Here is a 14,796-nt window from a genome sequence, read left to right as displayed (position 1 = left end):
GCCCGAAGGTGGAAATCTTCGTGGATGACAAGCCGGTGATGGTTCCTGGCGATACGAACCTCCTCGAAGCCCTCAAGGCTGTCGGGATTGAAACTCCCCACGTATGTTACCATCCGTACCTTCCGGTGTCGGGTAACTGCCGCCAGTGCCTGGTGGAACAGGAAGGCCCGCGCGGCCGCATGCTCGTGATTGCGTGCTACACGCCCGTCGCCCCGGGCATGAAGATTTACACGCCGGCATCCAGTGCCCGCGTCAAAAACGCCCGCAAGGCCACGCAGGAATTCATGCTGGTGAACCACCCGCTCGATTGTCCCATCTGCGACAAGGCCGGTGAATGCACCCTGCAAGAGAACTACATGGAAGCGGGTCAGAACGAATCCCGCATGCGCCCCGAATACGGCAAGAACTACCACGGCAATCCGGCCCACCAGTTCATTGACGCGAAGGGCCAGCTCCGTGGCGGCAAGCACGTGGACCTCGGTCCCCGCGTGTTGCTCGATGAAGAACGCTGCGTGCAGTGCGACCGTTGCGTACGCTTCATGCGTAGCATCGCCGGTTCCGAACAGCTTCAGCTCGCCGGCCGTGCCGACCATACCTATATTACTACGTTCCCGGGCGAAAAACTCGATCACGAATACGACCTCTGCGTTACGGACGTTTGCCCCGTGGGTGCCATGACGGCGAAGTATTTCCGTTTCCAGAAGCGCGTGTGGCTGCTTTCCCATACGCCGACCATCTCGATGGACGACTCGCTCGGCGCGAATATCTGGCTTGACCATGCCGACGGCCGCATCTACCGCGTGATGCCGCGTTGCAACCCGGTCGTGAACCGCAGTTGGCTTAGCAATACGAGCCGCCTCGCGTTCCAGCAGTTCGACAAGAACCGTCTCCCGGCGATGGATGTCCACAAGCCGACTTTCGGCAGTGGCAAGATTGCCCTTGTTGCCGGCGGAACCTGCACTATCGAAGACCTCGCCGCTCTCCGCGTGCTCAAGGAATCTCTGGGCGACCGTGCGGAGATTTTTGGCGGTTCGCTCCTCAAGGTCGGTCAGCCCGACGGTATCGCCAAGAGCGGTGACCCGGTGGCGAACCGTGCCGGCATGAAGCTCCTGGGCTTTGCCGACGTTTCGGAATTCATGAAGCGCGCTTCGGAATTCGAGACTCTCGTGACCGTGAATGCGAACCTGTTCGGTGAAGATCCGGCTGCCGCCAAGGCGCTGGAAAAGATCAATACCCGCATAGCCCTTTCTCCGTTCGATGACGAAACCGTCAAGGCGGCGACTATCGCCATTGGCGTGCGTCATTGGAGCGAAGTGCAAGGCACGATGGTGAACAGCTTGAATATTCTGCAGAAGTTGAACGCCTGCCCGGTCTGCCCGGACGAAATCCTGTGGGCTCCGTACGAGGTTGTTTCGCACATGGCCGGAGCCAAGTTCGAGACTGCTGCCGACGCCTTCAAGAAGGCGGGCGAATTTGCACCGGTTCTCTCGGGCCTCACATACGATGCTATCAAGAGTACCGGCAAGCTCCTTGAAGGAGGTGAAGCATAATGGATATTATTGAATCCAAAACCTGGATCGAGTGGGTCATCACGATAGCGAAGTTCGCTTTCTGCTTCGTGCCTGTCCTCTATATCCTTCTTTTGATTCCCATGGAACGCCGTGGTGCCGGGTTCATGCAGGACCGCCAGGGACCGAACCGTTCCTATATCAAGATTCCCTATTTTGGCAAGATCCGCCTGTTCGGCTACGTGCAGAACATGTGCGATGGTACCAAGCTGTTCTTCAAGGAACAGTTCGCTCCGTCCGGAGTGAACAAGATTTTGTTCCGTGTCGCTCCGGCCATTCCGTTCGCCATCGTGTTCCTCAGCCCCTGCGTGATTCCCTGGTTCGGCCCGATGGTATTCGAGTGGGGCGGCCAGACAGTCCGCATCGCCGGTTCTATCGTGGATTCCGACGTGGGCGTGCTCCTGCTGTTCGGCTTCAGCTCCCTTTCCGCTTTCGGTGCGGTGCTTGCCGGTTGGGCATCCAAGTCCAAGTACAGCTTCCTCGGGGCGCTGCGTACGAGCGCAATGACCATCAGTTACGAAGTCTGCCTCGGGCTTTCGCTCATGGGCCTGCTTCTCCTGGTGGGCTCTTTCAACCTGACGGATATCGTGTACTGGCAGGAACATCACGTATGGGGCATTGTCGCCCAGCCTGTGGCGTTCTTCTGCTTCCTTATCGCTAGCATTGCCGAAACGGGCCGTGCCCCGTTCGACGTCGCCGAAGGTGAACCCGAACTCGTTGCCGGTTACCATACCGAATATGGCGCCATGCAGTTCGGTCTCTTCTACATGGGCGAATACAGCCACATCTGCATCAATAGCTTCCTCATCGCGACGCTGTTCCTGGGCGGCTATTCCGTGCCGTTCGTTACGACCGAGACGATGCAGGCCCACATGGGTGGCTCGCTCGCCGTTCTTTGCGGCATCCTCGCTTTCCTCGGCCTCGCTTTCCTCCACATGATTTACCGCTATTCCCGCAAGCTCAAGGCGACGACCCTTTCGAACCGCTTCGAAATCCTGCGTGAATATAGCCTTTACAAGATCGTGGCCTGGGTGGCCGTGGCGGTGTTTGTCATTCTCGGCGTTGCCGCCTGGTTCTTCTACAATCCTGCGAACTTTGTCGTGAACGGCGTTGCCGTGGGTAGCCTCGCAACTGCAATCGGCACGGCGCTCATTCATCTGCTCGTGCTCGTGGTGAAGAGCGTGTTCTTCTGCTGGGTGTGGATTTGGGTCCGCTGGACTCTTCCGCGCTTCCGCTATGACCACGTGATGCACCTGGGCTGGAAGATTATCTTGAACATCGCCCTCATTAACCTCGTGGTGACCGCTGTCATCGCAAAACTCGTAGGGGGTAACTAATGCGCGTTATTAGACAGAGACCCATGAACTGGGTAGAGCGCCTCTACATCTTTGAATGCCTGAGAGGCCTGTTCACAACGATCAAGCACGCGGCTCGCGGCCTATTCCGCTACGAAACCCTTCCGACGATTTCTTATCCGGAAGGCCAGCCGGAGATCCGCAATACCTACCGTGCCAAGCACCGCCTGATGCTGCGCCCCGATGGAACGCCCCGTTGCGTCGCCTGCGGCATGTGCGCTGCGGCTTGCCCTGCCCATTGTATCTTTATCGAGGCGACGCAGAGCGACGATCCGCGTATCGAAAAACGCGTGATGCGTTTCGATATCGACCACTTGACTTGCGTGTTCTGCGGCCTTTGCGTGGAAGCCTGCCCGGTGGATGCGCTTCGCATGGATACCAAGAAGATTTCCTTTATGCACCGTAACCGCGAAGATTTCGTGGCTCACCTGGACGACCTCGTCGAATGGGATCCTAAGGATTATCCGGACGATGAACAGAGCCAGGTGGCTCCGGGCGGTACAAAGAACGCCGAGGCCCGCAAGGTCTGGGGAATGGAGGTGAAGTAATGCTCGCTCTTATTTACTTTATCATTTTGGCTGTAATCGCCCTGGGTGCCGCGGTCTGCGTGTTCCTGAGCCGCCATCCGCTTTATGGCGCCCTTTCCCTGGTGACTTCGATGGTCGCCCTGGCCGGTATTTACGGCCTGGTCGGCAGCCCGTTCCTGGGTGTCATCCAGATTATGGTCTATGCCGGCGCCATCATGATGCTCGTGACGTTCGTCATCATGGTGCTGAACGGTGCCCGCGATTCCAAGACGCCGATGTTCGACAAGGTTTCCTTGTTCGTTCTGCCGGCGGTTCTCTTGCTCGCCGGCGTCGTGGGTTTCGCTTTCGTGCGTGCCCCGCTCGCTTTTGACGCTACGGCGCTTCGCGGTTCCGTAAGCCTCACTTCCGAAACGCTTTTCAATATGGCGCAGGGCGGTCCCGGCTATTTCCTGCTTTTCGAAGTGCTCGGCCTGCTGTTGCTTTCTGCCATGGTTGCCGCAGTGCTCCTGGCCAAGAAGCGTCTTGGAACCGTGGAATCTGAAAATACGGAGGAAAGTCACTAATGGAACTCCAACCAGTCTATATCCAGGTTCTCGCCCTCGCGATTTTCGCTATCGGGCTCTTGACGGCGATCTCGCGCCGTAACCTGTTCTTCGTCCTCATGGGCGTCGAACTTGCCCTGAATGCGGTGAACCTCTCGTTCATTGGCTTTGCGAAGACCTTGCCCGCCGAACAGAGTGTCGCGGGCCAGATTGTTCCGCTGTTCTCCATCGCGGTTGCCGCGGCCGAAGCCTGCGTTGGCTTCGCCATGGTCATCATGCTGTTCCGCAAGAAGGAAAGCGTGGATTCCGATAACTATTCGAATATGAAGGGGTAATCAATGACAAATTTACCGCTTTGGCTTATTCCGCTGTTCCCGCTCGTGGCGACACTTCTCCTGGGAACGATAGCTGTCGTATCTTCGGGGAGCAAGAAGGGCCCTGCCGAAGGTATTGTCGGTGGCCTTGCCGTTATCTTCCCTGCGATGTCCTTTGCCGTGGTCGCGATTCTCGCTTTCGGTATGCCCGAAGCCGGTATCCGCGAAACGCTCTGCAACTGGATAGATATCCCGCTGTTCCGGGCCGATATCGGATTCCTGTTCGACGGACTTTCCCGCATCATGCTCCTGTTCGTGACGGGCATCGGCACGCTTATCGCGATGTACTCCATCGGCTATATGCACGGTGACCGCGGCTTTGCCCGCTTCTTCGCCTACATCAACCTGTTCCTGTTCAGCATGATCGTGCTTGTCCTTTCCGACAGCCTCTTGCTCACGTTCCTCGGTTGGGAAGGCGTGGGCCTCTGCTCCTACTTGCTCATCGGTTTCTGGAACAAGGACCTTGCCAACTGCAAGGCGGCCAACAAGGCTTTCATCGTGAACCGCGTCGGCGATATCGGTTTCTTGCTCGGCATGCTCTGCCTCGTTACCGTGGGCGGCTCCGGCATCCTCAATTACGATGCCCTGGTTGCCTTTGTCGGCATGATTGTGAATGGCGGCCATGTGGACCTCGTTCTGCCGGTGCTTTCGCTGACCTGCATTCTCTTCTTTATCGGTTGCACGGGTAAGTCCGCGCAGATTCCTCTCCTCACCTGGTTGCCCGATGCCATGGCCGGTCCGACGCCGGTGTCTGCGCTTATCCATGCCGCGACCATGGTGACTAGCGGTGTCTACCTGGTGGCCCGTCTTTCGAGCCTGTTCGTCATCTGCCCCGACGTGTTGAATGTCGTTCTTGTCGTGGGCGCCTTGACCGCCTTCTGGGCAGCCTTTGCGGGCCTGTTCCAGAACGATATCAAGAAGGTGCTCGCCTATTCGACAATTTCCCAGCTCGGCTACATGTTCATGGCCGCGGGCGTATCTGCGTTCGATGCCTCGATCTTCCACGTGTTCACCCATGCCTTCTTCAAGGCCTCGCTCTTCCTCGGCGCTGGCGCTGTAATCCATGCGCTGGGCGGTGAACAGGACATGCGCAAGATGGGCGGTCTCATCAAGAAGACTCCGGTTACCGCTTGCGTCATGATCTTCGCGTTCTTCGCGATTATCGGCTTCCCGGGATTTGCCGGTTTCTGGTCCAAGGACTTGATTCTTGAACATATCTATACGGATTGCAACTGGGTCTTCACGGGCACCTGGCTTGCTGATGGCGCTGTTCCCATGAACAAGATCTTCTACGTGGTCGGCCTCTTTACCGCAGTTGTCACTGCCGTGTACATGGGTCGTCTGATTATCATGACGTTCTTCGGCAGCTATCGCGGCAGCAAGGAAAGCGAAGCCCACATTCACGAGGCTCCCGCTGTAATGCTCATCCCGATGATCGTGCTTACGTTCGGTTCCGTTTTCGGCGGTTACCTCTGGGCCGATTCCATCGGCATCACGTTCTTCCGCGACAGCCTTGCGTCTGTGCTCGGTGCCGCCGAGGCGTTCGATCCTGCTGTAAGGCTTTCTCCGGAAATCTTCTTGGATGAATTTGTTCCGCGCACGGGCGCTCACGTGAATCCGGTTATCTTTGCCGCTCTCGGTACTGCCGCTGCGCTTTTGGGCATGTTCATTGCTTGGAAGGGATGGGGCAAGGCCCGTATTCCCGAAATTCCGAAGGGCGCTTCTTCTGCTCCCGAAGGCTATGCTGCCGGTTGGACCTTCTTGTGGGATTACGTGCATGGCTTCTTCGTGAAGTGCGTGTTCGTGGCCGCCTGGATTTGCGACATGGTTGTGGACAAGATTTTGCAGGCGGTGCAATGGACTGTCGGCGCTATCGTCACGATTCTCGGCGACGGAGCGACGGTTTTCCAGGTTCGCAAGGTTCGCCTGCAGGTTGCGTTTAGCATTTTGGGCGTCGCTGCACTTGTGCTAGTTGTTCTTTTGACTGGAGGGATTGTCTAATGCTTTTGAATCTCCTCGTCTTGGCCCCGTTTGCCGCCGCCGTCCTCATGGTGGCGACCTCCAAGGAAGACCCGAAATCTTCTTCGCGCCTGGCCTTCATTTTCGGACTTGCCTTTGTCGCCCTTTCGGTGAAGCTCATCGTTGCCGGCAACACGGCGACCGATCCTATTGAGTGGTTCCGCATTCCCGGCTGCAAGGGCCCGGTATATTACTACCTGTACAGTCATGGCCTGGGCGCCTGGATGGTGTTCCTTTCCACGGTGCTTTCTCTGGTGGCGCTTGTTTCTGCCAGGGTCACCTCTTGCCAGAACTACCGCAACTTCGCTATCGGCATTTTCGCGCTGATGGGGGCGATGAACGGTACGTTCCTTGCTGCCGATGCCGTGCTGTTCTTCTTCTTCTTCGAAGCGATGGTGATTCCGGCCGCTATCCTGATTGCCGCTTACGGCGGAAAGGAAAAGGCCAAGGCCGCAATGACGTTTGCGATTTATACGCTCGTGGGTTCTGCTCCGATGATGGTCGCGCTGTGGTTCCTGTTGACCAAGGCCGACAATTCGTTGCTGCTTTCGCTTGCCGTAGTGCTGCAGGATCTTCCTGCCGAAACGCAGTTCCTCGTTCTCGCGAGCTTCCTCCTGGCTTTCATCGTGAAGACTCCGATTTTCCCGTTCCACGGCTGGCAGGCGATTACCTACGCCGAAGCTCCGGCTCCGCTTTCTGCAATCCTCACGGGTGCGATGAGCAAGGCGGGCGTGTTCGGATTTATCGCATGGATCCTTCCGATTTTCCCGCTTGAAATGAGTGCAGTTTCTGCGATGATGTGGCTTGGCCTCGTTACTGCCGTATATGGCGCATTGATGGCGCTCCGTGCGAACGACGGCAAGAAACTTCTCGCATTTAGCTCCATGAGCCATTTGGGCATTGCCGTTGCAGGCGTGTTCAGCCTTTCCGAGGCGATGCTCCCGGCTGTCCTTGTGCTTCTCGTTGCGCATGGAATCTGCGCCGGTGCACAGTTCTTCTTGATGGGTGTCGCCGAACGTATGGCCGGGACCCGTGAACTGGATAAGCTTGGCGCGCTTTCGGGCAAGGCTCCCGTTTTCGGCACGCTCTTCGGTGCGCTTGGCGTCATGTCGCTCGCTGTTCCGGGAACGGCCGGCTTTGTCGGTGAATTTACCGTACTCCTGTCCCTCTGGGACATGGCCCCGTTTGCAGCGCTTGTCATGGGATTCTCCATGATCCTTTCGGCTGCCTACGTACTCCGCTTTATCCAGAAGGTCATCTTCGGCAAGTCGGAAAACGAATATGCCGCAGGCCCGCGTCTTTCCGGCCTGGAAGGCGCCTCCTTTGGGGTCATGGCCGTATTCCTTCTGGTTGTCGGTTTCCATCCGGCCCTCGTTACGGATTCCCTGCATCTCTTTGATGAAGGTGCCGTTGAACAGATGTCGGATGCCGGCAAGGATGTTCCTGCCGAAACTGACGAAGATATGGACGAAGAAGACGAAGGTCTTCCGCAGGCGATGACTCCCGAAGAAATCGACCAGCTGGATTCTTCTCTCAAGGCGAACGGCTTTACCGATGAAGAACGCAAGTCGCTGATTACCCAGGTAGTTGGCGCCGAGGCCGCCCTCGCTCTCGAAAGCAGGGTAAAGGCCGGACTTGCCGAATCCCAGGATTCTGCCAAAACAAATGACGAAGCTCTGAACAAGGAGGCTTCCAATGACTAATTTCATCAATCTCTTGCCGATTGCGGTTGTTGCGCTGGGCGCCCTGGTGTCCGTTGCCGCCGAGCCGTTCATCAAGGACGAGAACAAGCACAAGATCCTTCCTTGGGTCGCCGCGTTCTTTGTCGTTGTCGGCATGGCTTCTTTTGCGCTTGTCAATACGGATACGCTCTACAATCTTTACGCGATGGATCCTATCCGCCGCGTGTTGGGCCTTGCTATCCTGTTCTGCGCGTTCCTCGGCATTGCCGGTTTGCAGTGGACTCTCGGCCACGAAGAGTTCAAGGGCGGCGAATCTTACGGGCTCTTGTTGCTCGCTTCTTGTGGCGCCCTGTTCATGACGCAGGCGACCGATTTCCTTGCCCTCTTCCTGGGCATGGAACTGGCTAGCTTCCCCGTGTATGCTCTCGTGGGCATCCGCCGTCACGAAGAGAATGCCGGTGAAGGCGTGTTCAAGTACTTTGTTTCCGGTTCCATCTTTAGCGCGCTCTACCTCTATGGCGTCGCGCTGATTTACGGTTCGACCGGAACCACGAACTTCTTCAGTGCGATCATTGAAGGCCGTGGCGCGCTCTATGGTGTCGGCATCTTGCTCGTGATTTTCGCTTTGCTCTTCAAGGCTGGCGCCGCTCCGTTCCATTTCTGGGTGGCCGATGTCTACACGGGTGCTTCTGTCGCGGTGACGGGTTTCATGGCTGCGGTCGTGAAGGTGGGCGCCCTTGCGGCTCTCGGTTCCGTGTGGCTTGGTCTTCTGGTGACCAAGGCCGGTACCGCTCCTGCGTGGAATCTCGCTGAGCCGGTGACTATCGCAAGCCAGTCGAACGCCTTGTTCCTGGTGGTCGTGATTGTCTCCCTGCTTTCTATGGTGATTGGCGCTTTCAGCGGCCTTGCACAGAAGTCTATCCGCCGCATCCTGGCGTTCTCTGCCGTGATGAATGCGGGCTTTATCTCGATTGCCTTCTTGCTGCCGAACTACGTGGAATCCGGTTCCGTACAGCTCGGCCCCATGGTCTATTTCTTGGTGACCTATGCGGTTGCCAGCGCCGGCGCCCTCACGGGTGTCGCCTTCTTGGCTGGCCGTGGCGACCGCAACGAGAATCTGGACGATCTCCGTGGCCGTGGCCGCAAGCGTCCGTTTGTCGCTCTCGGTGTTGCCGTTTGCCTTGCAAGCCTTGCCGGTCTTCCGCCGGTTGCAGGGTTCCTTGCAAAGTTTACGCTGTTTACCGGGGCGTTCTCTGCCGGACTCGGGTGGCTTGCCGCAGTGGGCTTCGCGCTTTCGCTCGTCGCCGCTGTCTACTACCTGCGTATCGCGTTCGTGCTGTTCATGCCTGCACCGGAAACCTGCGAATGCAAGTGCTGCTGCTCTTCTAGCGCTCCGTTCAGCTATCTGCTGAAGTTCGGTGTCGCGGTGGCTGCAATAGCCCTTGTCGTCGTGAGCGTCGTGCCGGGTATCGCCCTGCTGTAACATTCAAGGAGCAAAAAGGCTCTTGCAAGAAAAAAAGCTGTTTTCGTTTATACGGTTTGCCATTGGGCAATCGGAATCGTTCGAAGGAAACTTTTCGGACGAGGAATGGAAACAGCTTTATCAGTTCTCTGCACAACAGTCCCTGGTAGGCGTTTTCTATCGGGGCATTTTACGTTTGCCGGCAGAAAAAAGTCCTCCCCGCGAAATCAAGTTGCGATGGTCGTTCCAGACCGAAACCATCAAGGGCATGAACGCCCTGCAAAATCGCGAGGCTGCGAGGCTCACGGAACTGTTCGGCGCAGAAGGCCGCCGGACTGCCGTCTTGAAGGGGCAGGCCAACGCCCGGCTTTATCCCGATGCGTTTATTAGGCAGCCGGGCGATATCGACCTCTGGGTCGAGGGCGGCCGCCAAGACGTTGAAGAACTGCTTAAGAGGCGCGGCCTTCTAGGTAAGCCGTCTATTTCCAAGCACCATCTCGAGCTGGCGAAAGAGGGCAGCGAAGTCCCTGTCGAAATTCATTTCAAGCCGGCTGCGGGACCACGGAATCCGAAATCGTATCGTGCCATGATGAGCTTTCTGGAAAAGGAAATCCTGCGTTCGGAACGGGTGCCGGAAGGCTTTTACGCGCCGACTCTCAAGTTCGCCTTGGTGATGCAGCTGTCGCACATTTACCAGCATTTCCTGGGAAGCGGGATAGGCCTTCGCCAGCTGATGGATTACAGCCAGCTCTTGCGCGTGTCTACGCCCGAAATCCGTGACGAGGTATCGTCGATGCTGCAGGAAATGGGACTGCACCATATTGCCGAGGCGCTTATGTGGGTGGAACGGGAGGTGTTCGGCATCCCCGATGCCCAGCTGCTTTGCAAACCGGATGAACGCCGTGGCCGTGTATTGCTTCGTGAAGTCATGGAAGGCGGGAACTTCGGGAACTACGCCGAAAAGTACAGGCATTCCGTACTTGTGCGGTGGTTCAAGGACCGCGTGAATGCAGTGCGCCGTCTGGGTTTTGACCCGCGTGAGGTGCTGTGGGCCGAATTCAAGTACTGGATAGCGACGGCCAAGTTGGTCCCGCGGCGTATCAGGCTCGGTAAGTTGGGCCTCGGCGGTCGGTGAGTTTTTTAATTTTGGTGAGAAGAAAAGGATCTGTTATGGATAAAGTTTATCGTTCCGGAATCGGCTTTGATGTCCACAAGCTCGTGGAAGGCCGCAAGTGCATTATCGGCGGCGTAGATATCCCTTACGAGAAGGGCCTGCTTGGCCATAGTGACGCCGATGTCTTGTTGCACGCGATCAGTGATGCCCTTTTGGGAGCTGCCGGCCTTGGCGATATCGGCACGTATTTCCCGGATACGGATCCCGCGTTCAAGGGCGCCGATAGCCTCGAACTGTTGCGCAAGGTGGGCGAGGAGGTCAAGAAGGCGGGCTATGAAATCGTGAATATCGACAGCATCGTGATGTGCGAGCGCCCGAAGGTGAACCCGCACAAGGACGCCATGAAGGCGAATATCGCCCGAGTCCTGGGGCTCGACGTGAAACAGGTCGGCATCAAGGGTACGACGACCGAAAAACTCGGCTTTACCGGCCGCGGTGAAGGTATCGCGAGCCAGGCCATCGCCATGGTGCGCTCTATTTAATTGATTCAAACGTCGCGCCTTCATCCTATTTCCTGCTAACTACAGGCCTTCGATGCCGTTGTTCCCGGTTCTATTTGACCGGGATTTTTTCTATATTTTACGTCAGTTTTACAAATAACAATTCACCGCCATGAGCCCGAACTAGCTGAAAGGCAGCGACGATGATCCGGTAGTGGCGTTCCGTAGGAATGTCCTATGACACTTATGATTCTCAAAATGATCGGTTGCCTTGCGCTGCTCATGTTCGGCATGAAGACGATGAGCGAAGGCTTGCAGAAACTCACCGGCGGGCACCTCCGCGCAGTCCTTGGCACCATGACCAAGCACCGCATCGGAGGCCTCCTCACAGGCACGTTCGTTACGGCCTCGGTGCAGTCTTCTACCGCCACGACCGTTCTTACCGTAAGTTTCGTTAATGCTGGCCTGCTCACATTGAGTCAGGCCATTCCTGTTATTATGGGCGCGAACATCGGTACCACGGCCACGGCGTGGATCATGTCGATATTCGGGTTCCAGTTCAACATGAGCTCGGTGGTGTGGCCCTTCTTCGCCCTCGGCATCGTCCTTTCTTACACCAAGAAGAACTCAACCAAGAGCTTGGGCGAATTCGTGTTCGGTTTTGCGTTCATGTTCCTGGGCCTTACCACGCTGCGCGAAAATGCGGTGGCGATGGATCTGGCCCACAACCAGGCGGTCATCAACTTCTTTGCGACGACCGGTGGCTGGGGCATCTTCAGCACGCTCCTGTTCTTGTTGCTGGGCAGCATCCTCACGATGTGCGTTCAGTCTTCTGCCGCCATCATGGCGATTACGCTCTTGCTCTGCAGCAGCGGAGTGCTCCCGATTTACCAGGGCATCGCGCTCGTGATGGGCGAAAACATCGGTACCACGGTGACATCGAACCTCGCGGCCCTTTCGGCGAGTACTCAGGCGAGGCGTGCGGCCTTGGCCCACATGCTCTTCAACGTGTTCGGCGTGGTGTGGGTCTTGATAATCTTCCGTCCGTTCGTGAACATGGTGTGCAGCATCGTGGGGTTCGACCCGACGTTCGTGCCGCATACCGAAGAAGAGGTTGCCCAGGCGGGCGTCCGCGTGACCTATGCGCTTTCCGCTTTCCATACGGCGTTCAACCTCTGCAACGTGCTTATCCTCATCTGGTTCATCAAGCCGATGGAAAAAATCATCTGCAAGATTATCCGCGAGAAGGAAGACGGCGAGGATTTCAAGGTCAAGTTTATCAGCGCGGGCCTCATGAGTACCGCGGAACTCTCGCTCTTCGAAGCCCGCAAGGAAATAAACTTGTTCGCGGCACGCACGCAGAAGATGTTCCGCATGGTGCCCGAACTGCTCGAGATGAAGGACGAGAACGATTTCGTGAAGCTGTTTGCCCGCATCGAGAAGTACGAGGGCATCAGCGACAACATGGAAATCGAGATTGCGAACTACCTGAACAAGGTTTCGGAAGGCCGCCTGAGTCCTGAAAGTAAGACGATCATCCAGGCGATGCTCCGCGAGATTTCCGAAATCGAGAGTATCGGCGATGCCTGCTACAACATGGCCCGTGCCATCAACCGCAAGTTCCGCAGCAAGGATGACTTTACGGAAAACCAGTACGGCCATATCAAGCACATCATGCAGCTTTGCGATGGTGCGCTCACGAACATGATCGATGTCATTAGCGACCATGCATCGGCCGATGCGAACCGCACGCTGAACCTGGAGAACGAAATCAACGACTACCGCAAGCTTCTCAAGGAGAAGAACGTCACCGATATCGAGAACCAGGAATACAGCTACCAGATGGGTGTCCACTACATGGACGTGGTGAACGACTGCGAGAAGCTGGGTGACTACGTGGTGAACGTGGTTGAGGCGCACGCCAACAAGAAGTTCCCGGAACAATAATTTACCCCCCCTAAAAAGAAAAAACTTCCCGGAGTTTTCCGGGAAGTTTTTAGTTATAGGAGAGATTACCTTAGAGAGAAGTCTTGAACGTCCTGGTTCCGACCTTCACGATGTACACGCCCTTGGCTCCGGTGTAGACCTTCTGTACGCATCCGATGCCGCGGGTCGTACGGACGACATGGCCGAGGCTGTTGAACACGGTGATGGACTTGCCTTGTGCGTTGTTGACCATGATGTAGTTGTCAGCAGACCTGTAGACGGAAACTGCAAGCAGGCTCGGATCTTCGGGCAAAGCATCGGTGGAGGAGCTCATGAAGCCCATGCTAGAAGAAGAACGGCCAACTCTGCTGGAAGAAGACCTGCCAAAGCCGCCGCTGCTGGAGGATTTCACGACATCAGCCGAAGAAGCGATGACGCTGGAAGAAGATTCCGGAGAGGGACCCGAGCCTTCGCCCGCGATGACGATTTCGCCCGCGTTCGGGACGGCATCGAAGTACACGTAGCCGCCGTTAATCTTGGATTCAAGCTTGGCGCCCGCCTGCGTCACGTTGGCGGTGGAACCGCTGTACTTGACGCGCAGGGAGAGCGGGTAGTCATAATTGGAAACGTTGTCCTTGATGTTGTGGGTCAGCTGGACCGTGATGGTGCTACCGCTAGAGGAAGCCTGGGCCTTCGATGCCTTGCGTTCCTTGATGTACATGGCGACATGGCCCATCGGAGCCACCCAGATGTCCTTGTCGTTCTGCTGGGCGTACTTGAGGGCATCTTCAATGAGGCCGATGTCCGTTGGCGAGTAGTTGGCGTTGCCGTTGTTCTTGCCTGAGAAACCGTGCGTGAGGAATGAAACCCAACTGTTGCTGCTGACGACGGATCCCATGGGCCCCTTAAAGTCGTTGGAGCCGTTGGGGCCTGTCATGATTGCGGGAACTCGGGCCCAGTTGGACGGACCGTCTTTACCCACTATGCTATTGCCGGAATTACAGATTCGGCCAACGATGTAGTTCTGGAGAACCGCACTTTCGTTGGGAACGTTACAGTTCGGGTAGGCGAGCGTGATGATGCCGTACTTCTGCTGGATCTTGCCTGCGATAGCTTGCTTCGAAGAAGCTTCTTCGCCGCTCATGTTCTGGCCGTGGGTGTTGCTGTGGCTTGCGATCTCGTGACCATTCTTGGCCATGTTGCCGAAACCGCTCCAGTCGGGGCTCCAGTTCACTACCAGGTTGAAGGTGGCCTTGTATCCGTACTTGTCGAACAACGGACCCGCATCGCTCACATGACTCGGTGCGCCGTCGTCAAACGTGAAAGAAACGGCGCCCTTGCGGAAACCGGACCAGGTGCCGATTTCGACGTCCTGAGCGAAAGCGGAACCCGCTACGAATAGTCCTACCGCAGATGCGGCAAAAATCATTTTTTTCATAAGAATGCACTCCATAAACATGTTTATGTCTTTAAATTATGTTTTTGTGGGATTTATTGCTTATGCGCCAAAGCGTTTCCGTTGTATAGGTTTGCAACGGAGAAATTCCGTTTTTGGCTCAAAAAAGGCTATTTTGGCCACTGTTGTTAAATTTTTACAGCAACTGTGTGTGTCAAGGCGGGCCCGCTAGACCCGCCAAGTGAATTGGAACAGCGCATCCTCTCGATGACCATGCAAGACGGCCTCATCGGCCCCGAAATCGCCGAGATGATGGGCTGGTAGGATTTTC

The 14,796-nt window shown here is 56.5% G+C and carries 12 protein-coding genes; 11 read left to right on the top strand and 1 reads right to left on the bottom strand.

From position 1 onward, the window contains the following. The 11 genes from B3M32_RS03985 to B3M32_RS03935 form a co-directional block, all read left to right on the top strand. Nucleotides 1–1,550: 2Fe-2S iron-sulfur cluster-binding protein (locus tag B3M32_RS03985; RefSeq protein ID WP_290743725.1), on the top strand; the 1,550-nt coding region annotated here is incomplete at its 5' end. Then, nucleotides 1,550–2,905, top strand: a complete 1,356-nt coding sequence (locus B3M32_RS03980; protein ID WP_290743724.1) for a complex I subunit 1/NuoH family protein — start codon at nucleotides 1,550–1,552, stop codon at nucleotides 2,903–2,905. The genes B3M32_RS03985 and B3M32_RS03980, both read left to right, overlap by 1 nt. Next, a complete protein-coding gene (locus B3M32_RS03975) occupies nucleotides 2,905–3,471 on the top strand; it encodes a NuoI/complex I 23 kDa subunit family protein (RefSeq protein ID WP_290743722.1) in 567 nt (188 codons plus the stop codon). Before B3M32_RS03980 ends, B3M32_RS03975 begins: the two co-directional genes overlap by 1 nt. Beyond that, nucleotides 3,471–4,013, top strand: coding sequence for an NADH-quinone oxidoreductase subunit J (locus B3M32_RS03970; RefSeq protein ID WP_290743721.1), 543 nt, complete (start codon nucleotides 3,471–3,473; stop codon nucleotides 4,011–4,013). Before B3M32_RS03975 ends, B3M32_RS03970 begins: the two co-directional genes overlap by 1 nt. Then, nucleotides 4,013–4,327 (top strand): NADH-quinone oxidoreductase subunit NuoK, encoded by a 315-nt coding sequence (nuoK, locus tag B3M32_RS03965; RefSeq protein WP_290743720.1) that lies wholly within the window; start codon nucleotides 4,013–4,015, stop codon nucleotides 4,325–4,327. The genes B3M32_RS03970 and nuoK overlap by 1 nt, the downstream gene beginning before the upstream one ends. Before the next feature lie 3 nt (nucleotides 4,328–4,330). After that, nucleotides 4,331–6,367, top strand: coding sequence for an NADH-quinone oxidoreductase subunit L (gene nuoL, locus B3M32_RS03960; protein ID WP_290743719.1), 2,037 nt, complete (start codon nucleotides 4,331–4,333; stop codon nucleotides 6,365–6,367). Beyond that, the gene (locus B3M32_RS03955) at nucleotides 6,367–8,088 is read left to right on the top strand and encodes a complex I subunit 4 family protein (protein ID WP_290743718.1); all 1,722 of its coding nucleotides are present in this window, start codon (nucleotides 6,367–6,369) and stop codon (nucleotides 8,086–8,088) included. The genes nuoL and B3M32_RS03955 overlap by 1 nt, the downstream gene beginning before the upstream one ends. After that, the gene (locus tag B3M32_RS03950) at nucleotides 8,081–9,550 is read left to right on the top strand and encodes an NADH-quinone oxidoreductase subunit N (protein ID WP_290743716.1); all 1,470 of its coding nucleotides are present in this window, start codon (nucleotides 8,081–8,083) and stop codon (nucleotides 9,548–9,550) included. Before B3M32_RS03955 ends, B3M32_RS03950 begins: the two co-directional genes overlap by 8 nt. A gap of 22 nt (nucleotides 9,551–9,572) precedes the next feature. Beyond that, nucleotides 9,573–10,664: a nucleotidyltransferase domain-containing protein gene (locus B3M32_RS03945; RefSeq protein ID WP_290743715.1), complete on the top strand. Its 1,092-nt coding sequence runs from the start codon at nucleotides 9,573–9,575 to the stop codon at nucleotides 10,662–10,664. A 35-nt stretch (nucleotides 10,665–10,699) separates the two neighbouring features. Further along, entirely contained in the window at nucleotides 10,700–11,185 is a 486-nt protein-coding gene (gene ispF, locus B3M32_RS03940) for a 2-C-methyl-D-erythritol 2,4-cyclodiphosphate synthase (protein WP_290743714.1), read from the top strand. 195 nt (nucleotides 11,186–11,380) lie between these two features. Then, nucleotides 11,381–13,090, top strand: coding sequence for a Na/Pi cotransporter family protein (locus B3M32_RS03935; RefSeq protein ID WP_290743713.1), 1,710 nt, complete (start codon nucleotides 11,381–11,383; stop codon nucleotides 13,088–13,090). 70 nt (nucleotides 13,091–13,160) lie between these two features. Here the strand turns inward: B3M32_RS03935 and B3M32_RS03930 are convergent, their stop codons facing one another. Beyond that, entirely contained in the window at nucleotides 13,161–14,507 is a 1,347-nt protein-coding gene (locus tag B3M32_RS03930) for a polysaccharide deacetylase family protein (RefSeq protein ID WP_290743712.1), read from the bottom strand. Nucleotides 14,508–14,796 lie beyond the last annotated feature (289 nt).

It is taken from the genome of Fibrobacter sp. UBA4309 (assembly GCF_002395745.1).
Taxonomy (GTDB): domain Bacteria; phylum Fibrobacterota; class Fibrobacteria; order Fibrobacterales; family Fibrobacteraceae; genus Fibrobacter.
Note: the sequence above shows the minus strand (reverse complement) of the source record. Positions and strands in the feature narration are given on the sequence as shown.

Coding starts and splice junctions, on each gene's coding strand:
- B3M32_RS03955 (WP_290743718.1), top strand. CDS start 6,367: ATGCTTTTGAATCTCCTCGTCTTGGCCCCGTTTGCCGCCGCCGTCCTC.
- nuoL (WP_290743719.1), top strand. CDS start 4,331: ATGACAAATTTACCGCTTTGGCTTATTCCGCTGTTCCCGCTCGTGGCG.
- B3M32_RS03930 (WP_290743712.1), bottom strand. CDS start 14,507: ATGAAAAAAATGATTTTTGCCGCATCTGCGGTAGGACTATTCGTAGCG.
- ispF (WP_290743714.1), top strand. CDS start 10,700: ATGGATAAAGTTTATCGTTCCGGAATCGGCTTTGATGTCCACAAGCTC.
- nuoK (WP_290743720.1), top strand. CDS start 4,013: ATGGAACTCCAACCAGTCTATATCCAGGTTCTCGCCCTCGCGATTTTC.
- B3M32_RS03975 (WP_290743722.1), top strand. CDS start 2,905: ATGCGCGTTATTAGACAGAGACCCATGAACTGGGTAGAGCGCCTCTAC.
- B3M32_RS03980 (WP_290743724.1), top strand. CDS start 1,550: ATGGATATTATTGAATCCAAAACCTGGATCGAGTGGGTCATCACGATA.
- B3M32_RS03935 (WP_290743713.1), top strand. CDS start 11,381: ATGACACTTATGATTCTCAAAATGATCGGTTGCCTTGCGCTGCTCATG.
- B3M32_RS03950 (WP_290743716.1), top strand. CDS start 8,081: ATGACTAATTTCATCAATCTCTTGCCGATTGCGGTTGTTGCGCTGGGC.
- B3M32_RS03970 (WP_290743721.1), top strand. CDS start 3,471: ATGCTCGCTCTTATTTACTTTATCATTTTGGCTGTAATCGCCCTGGGT.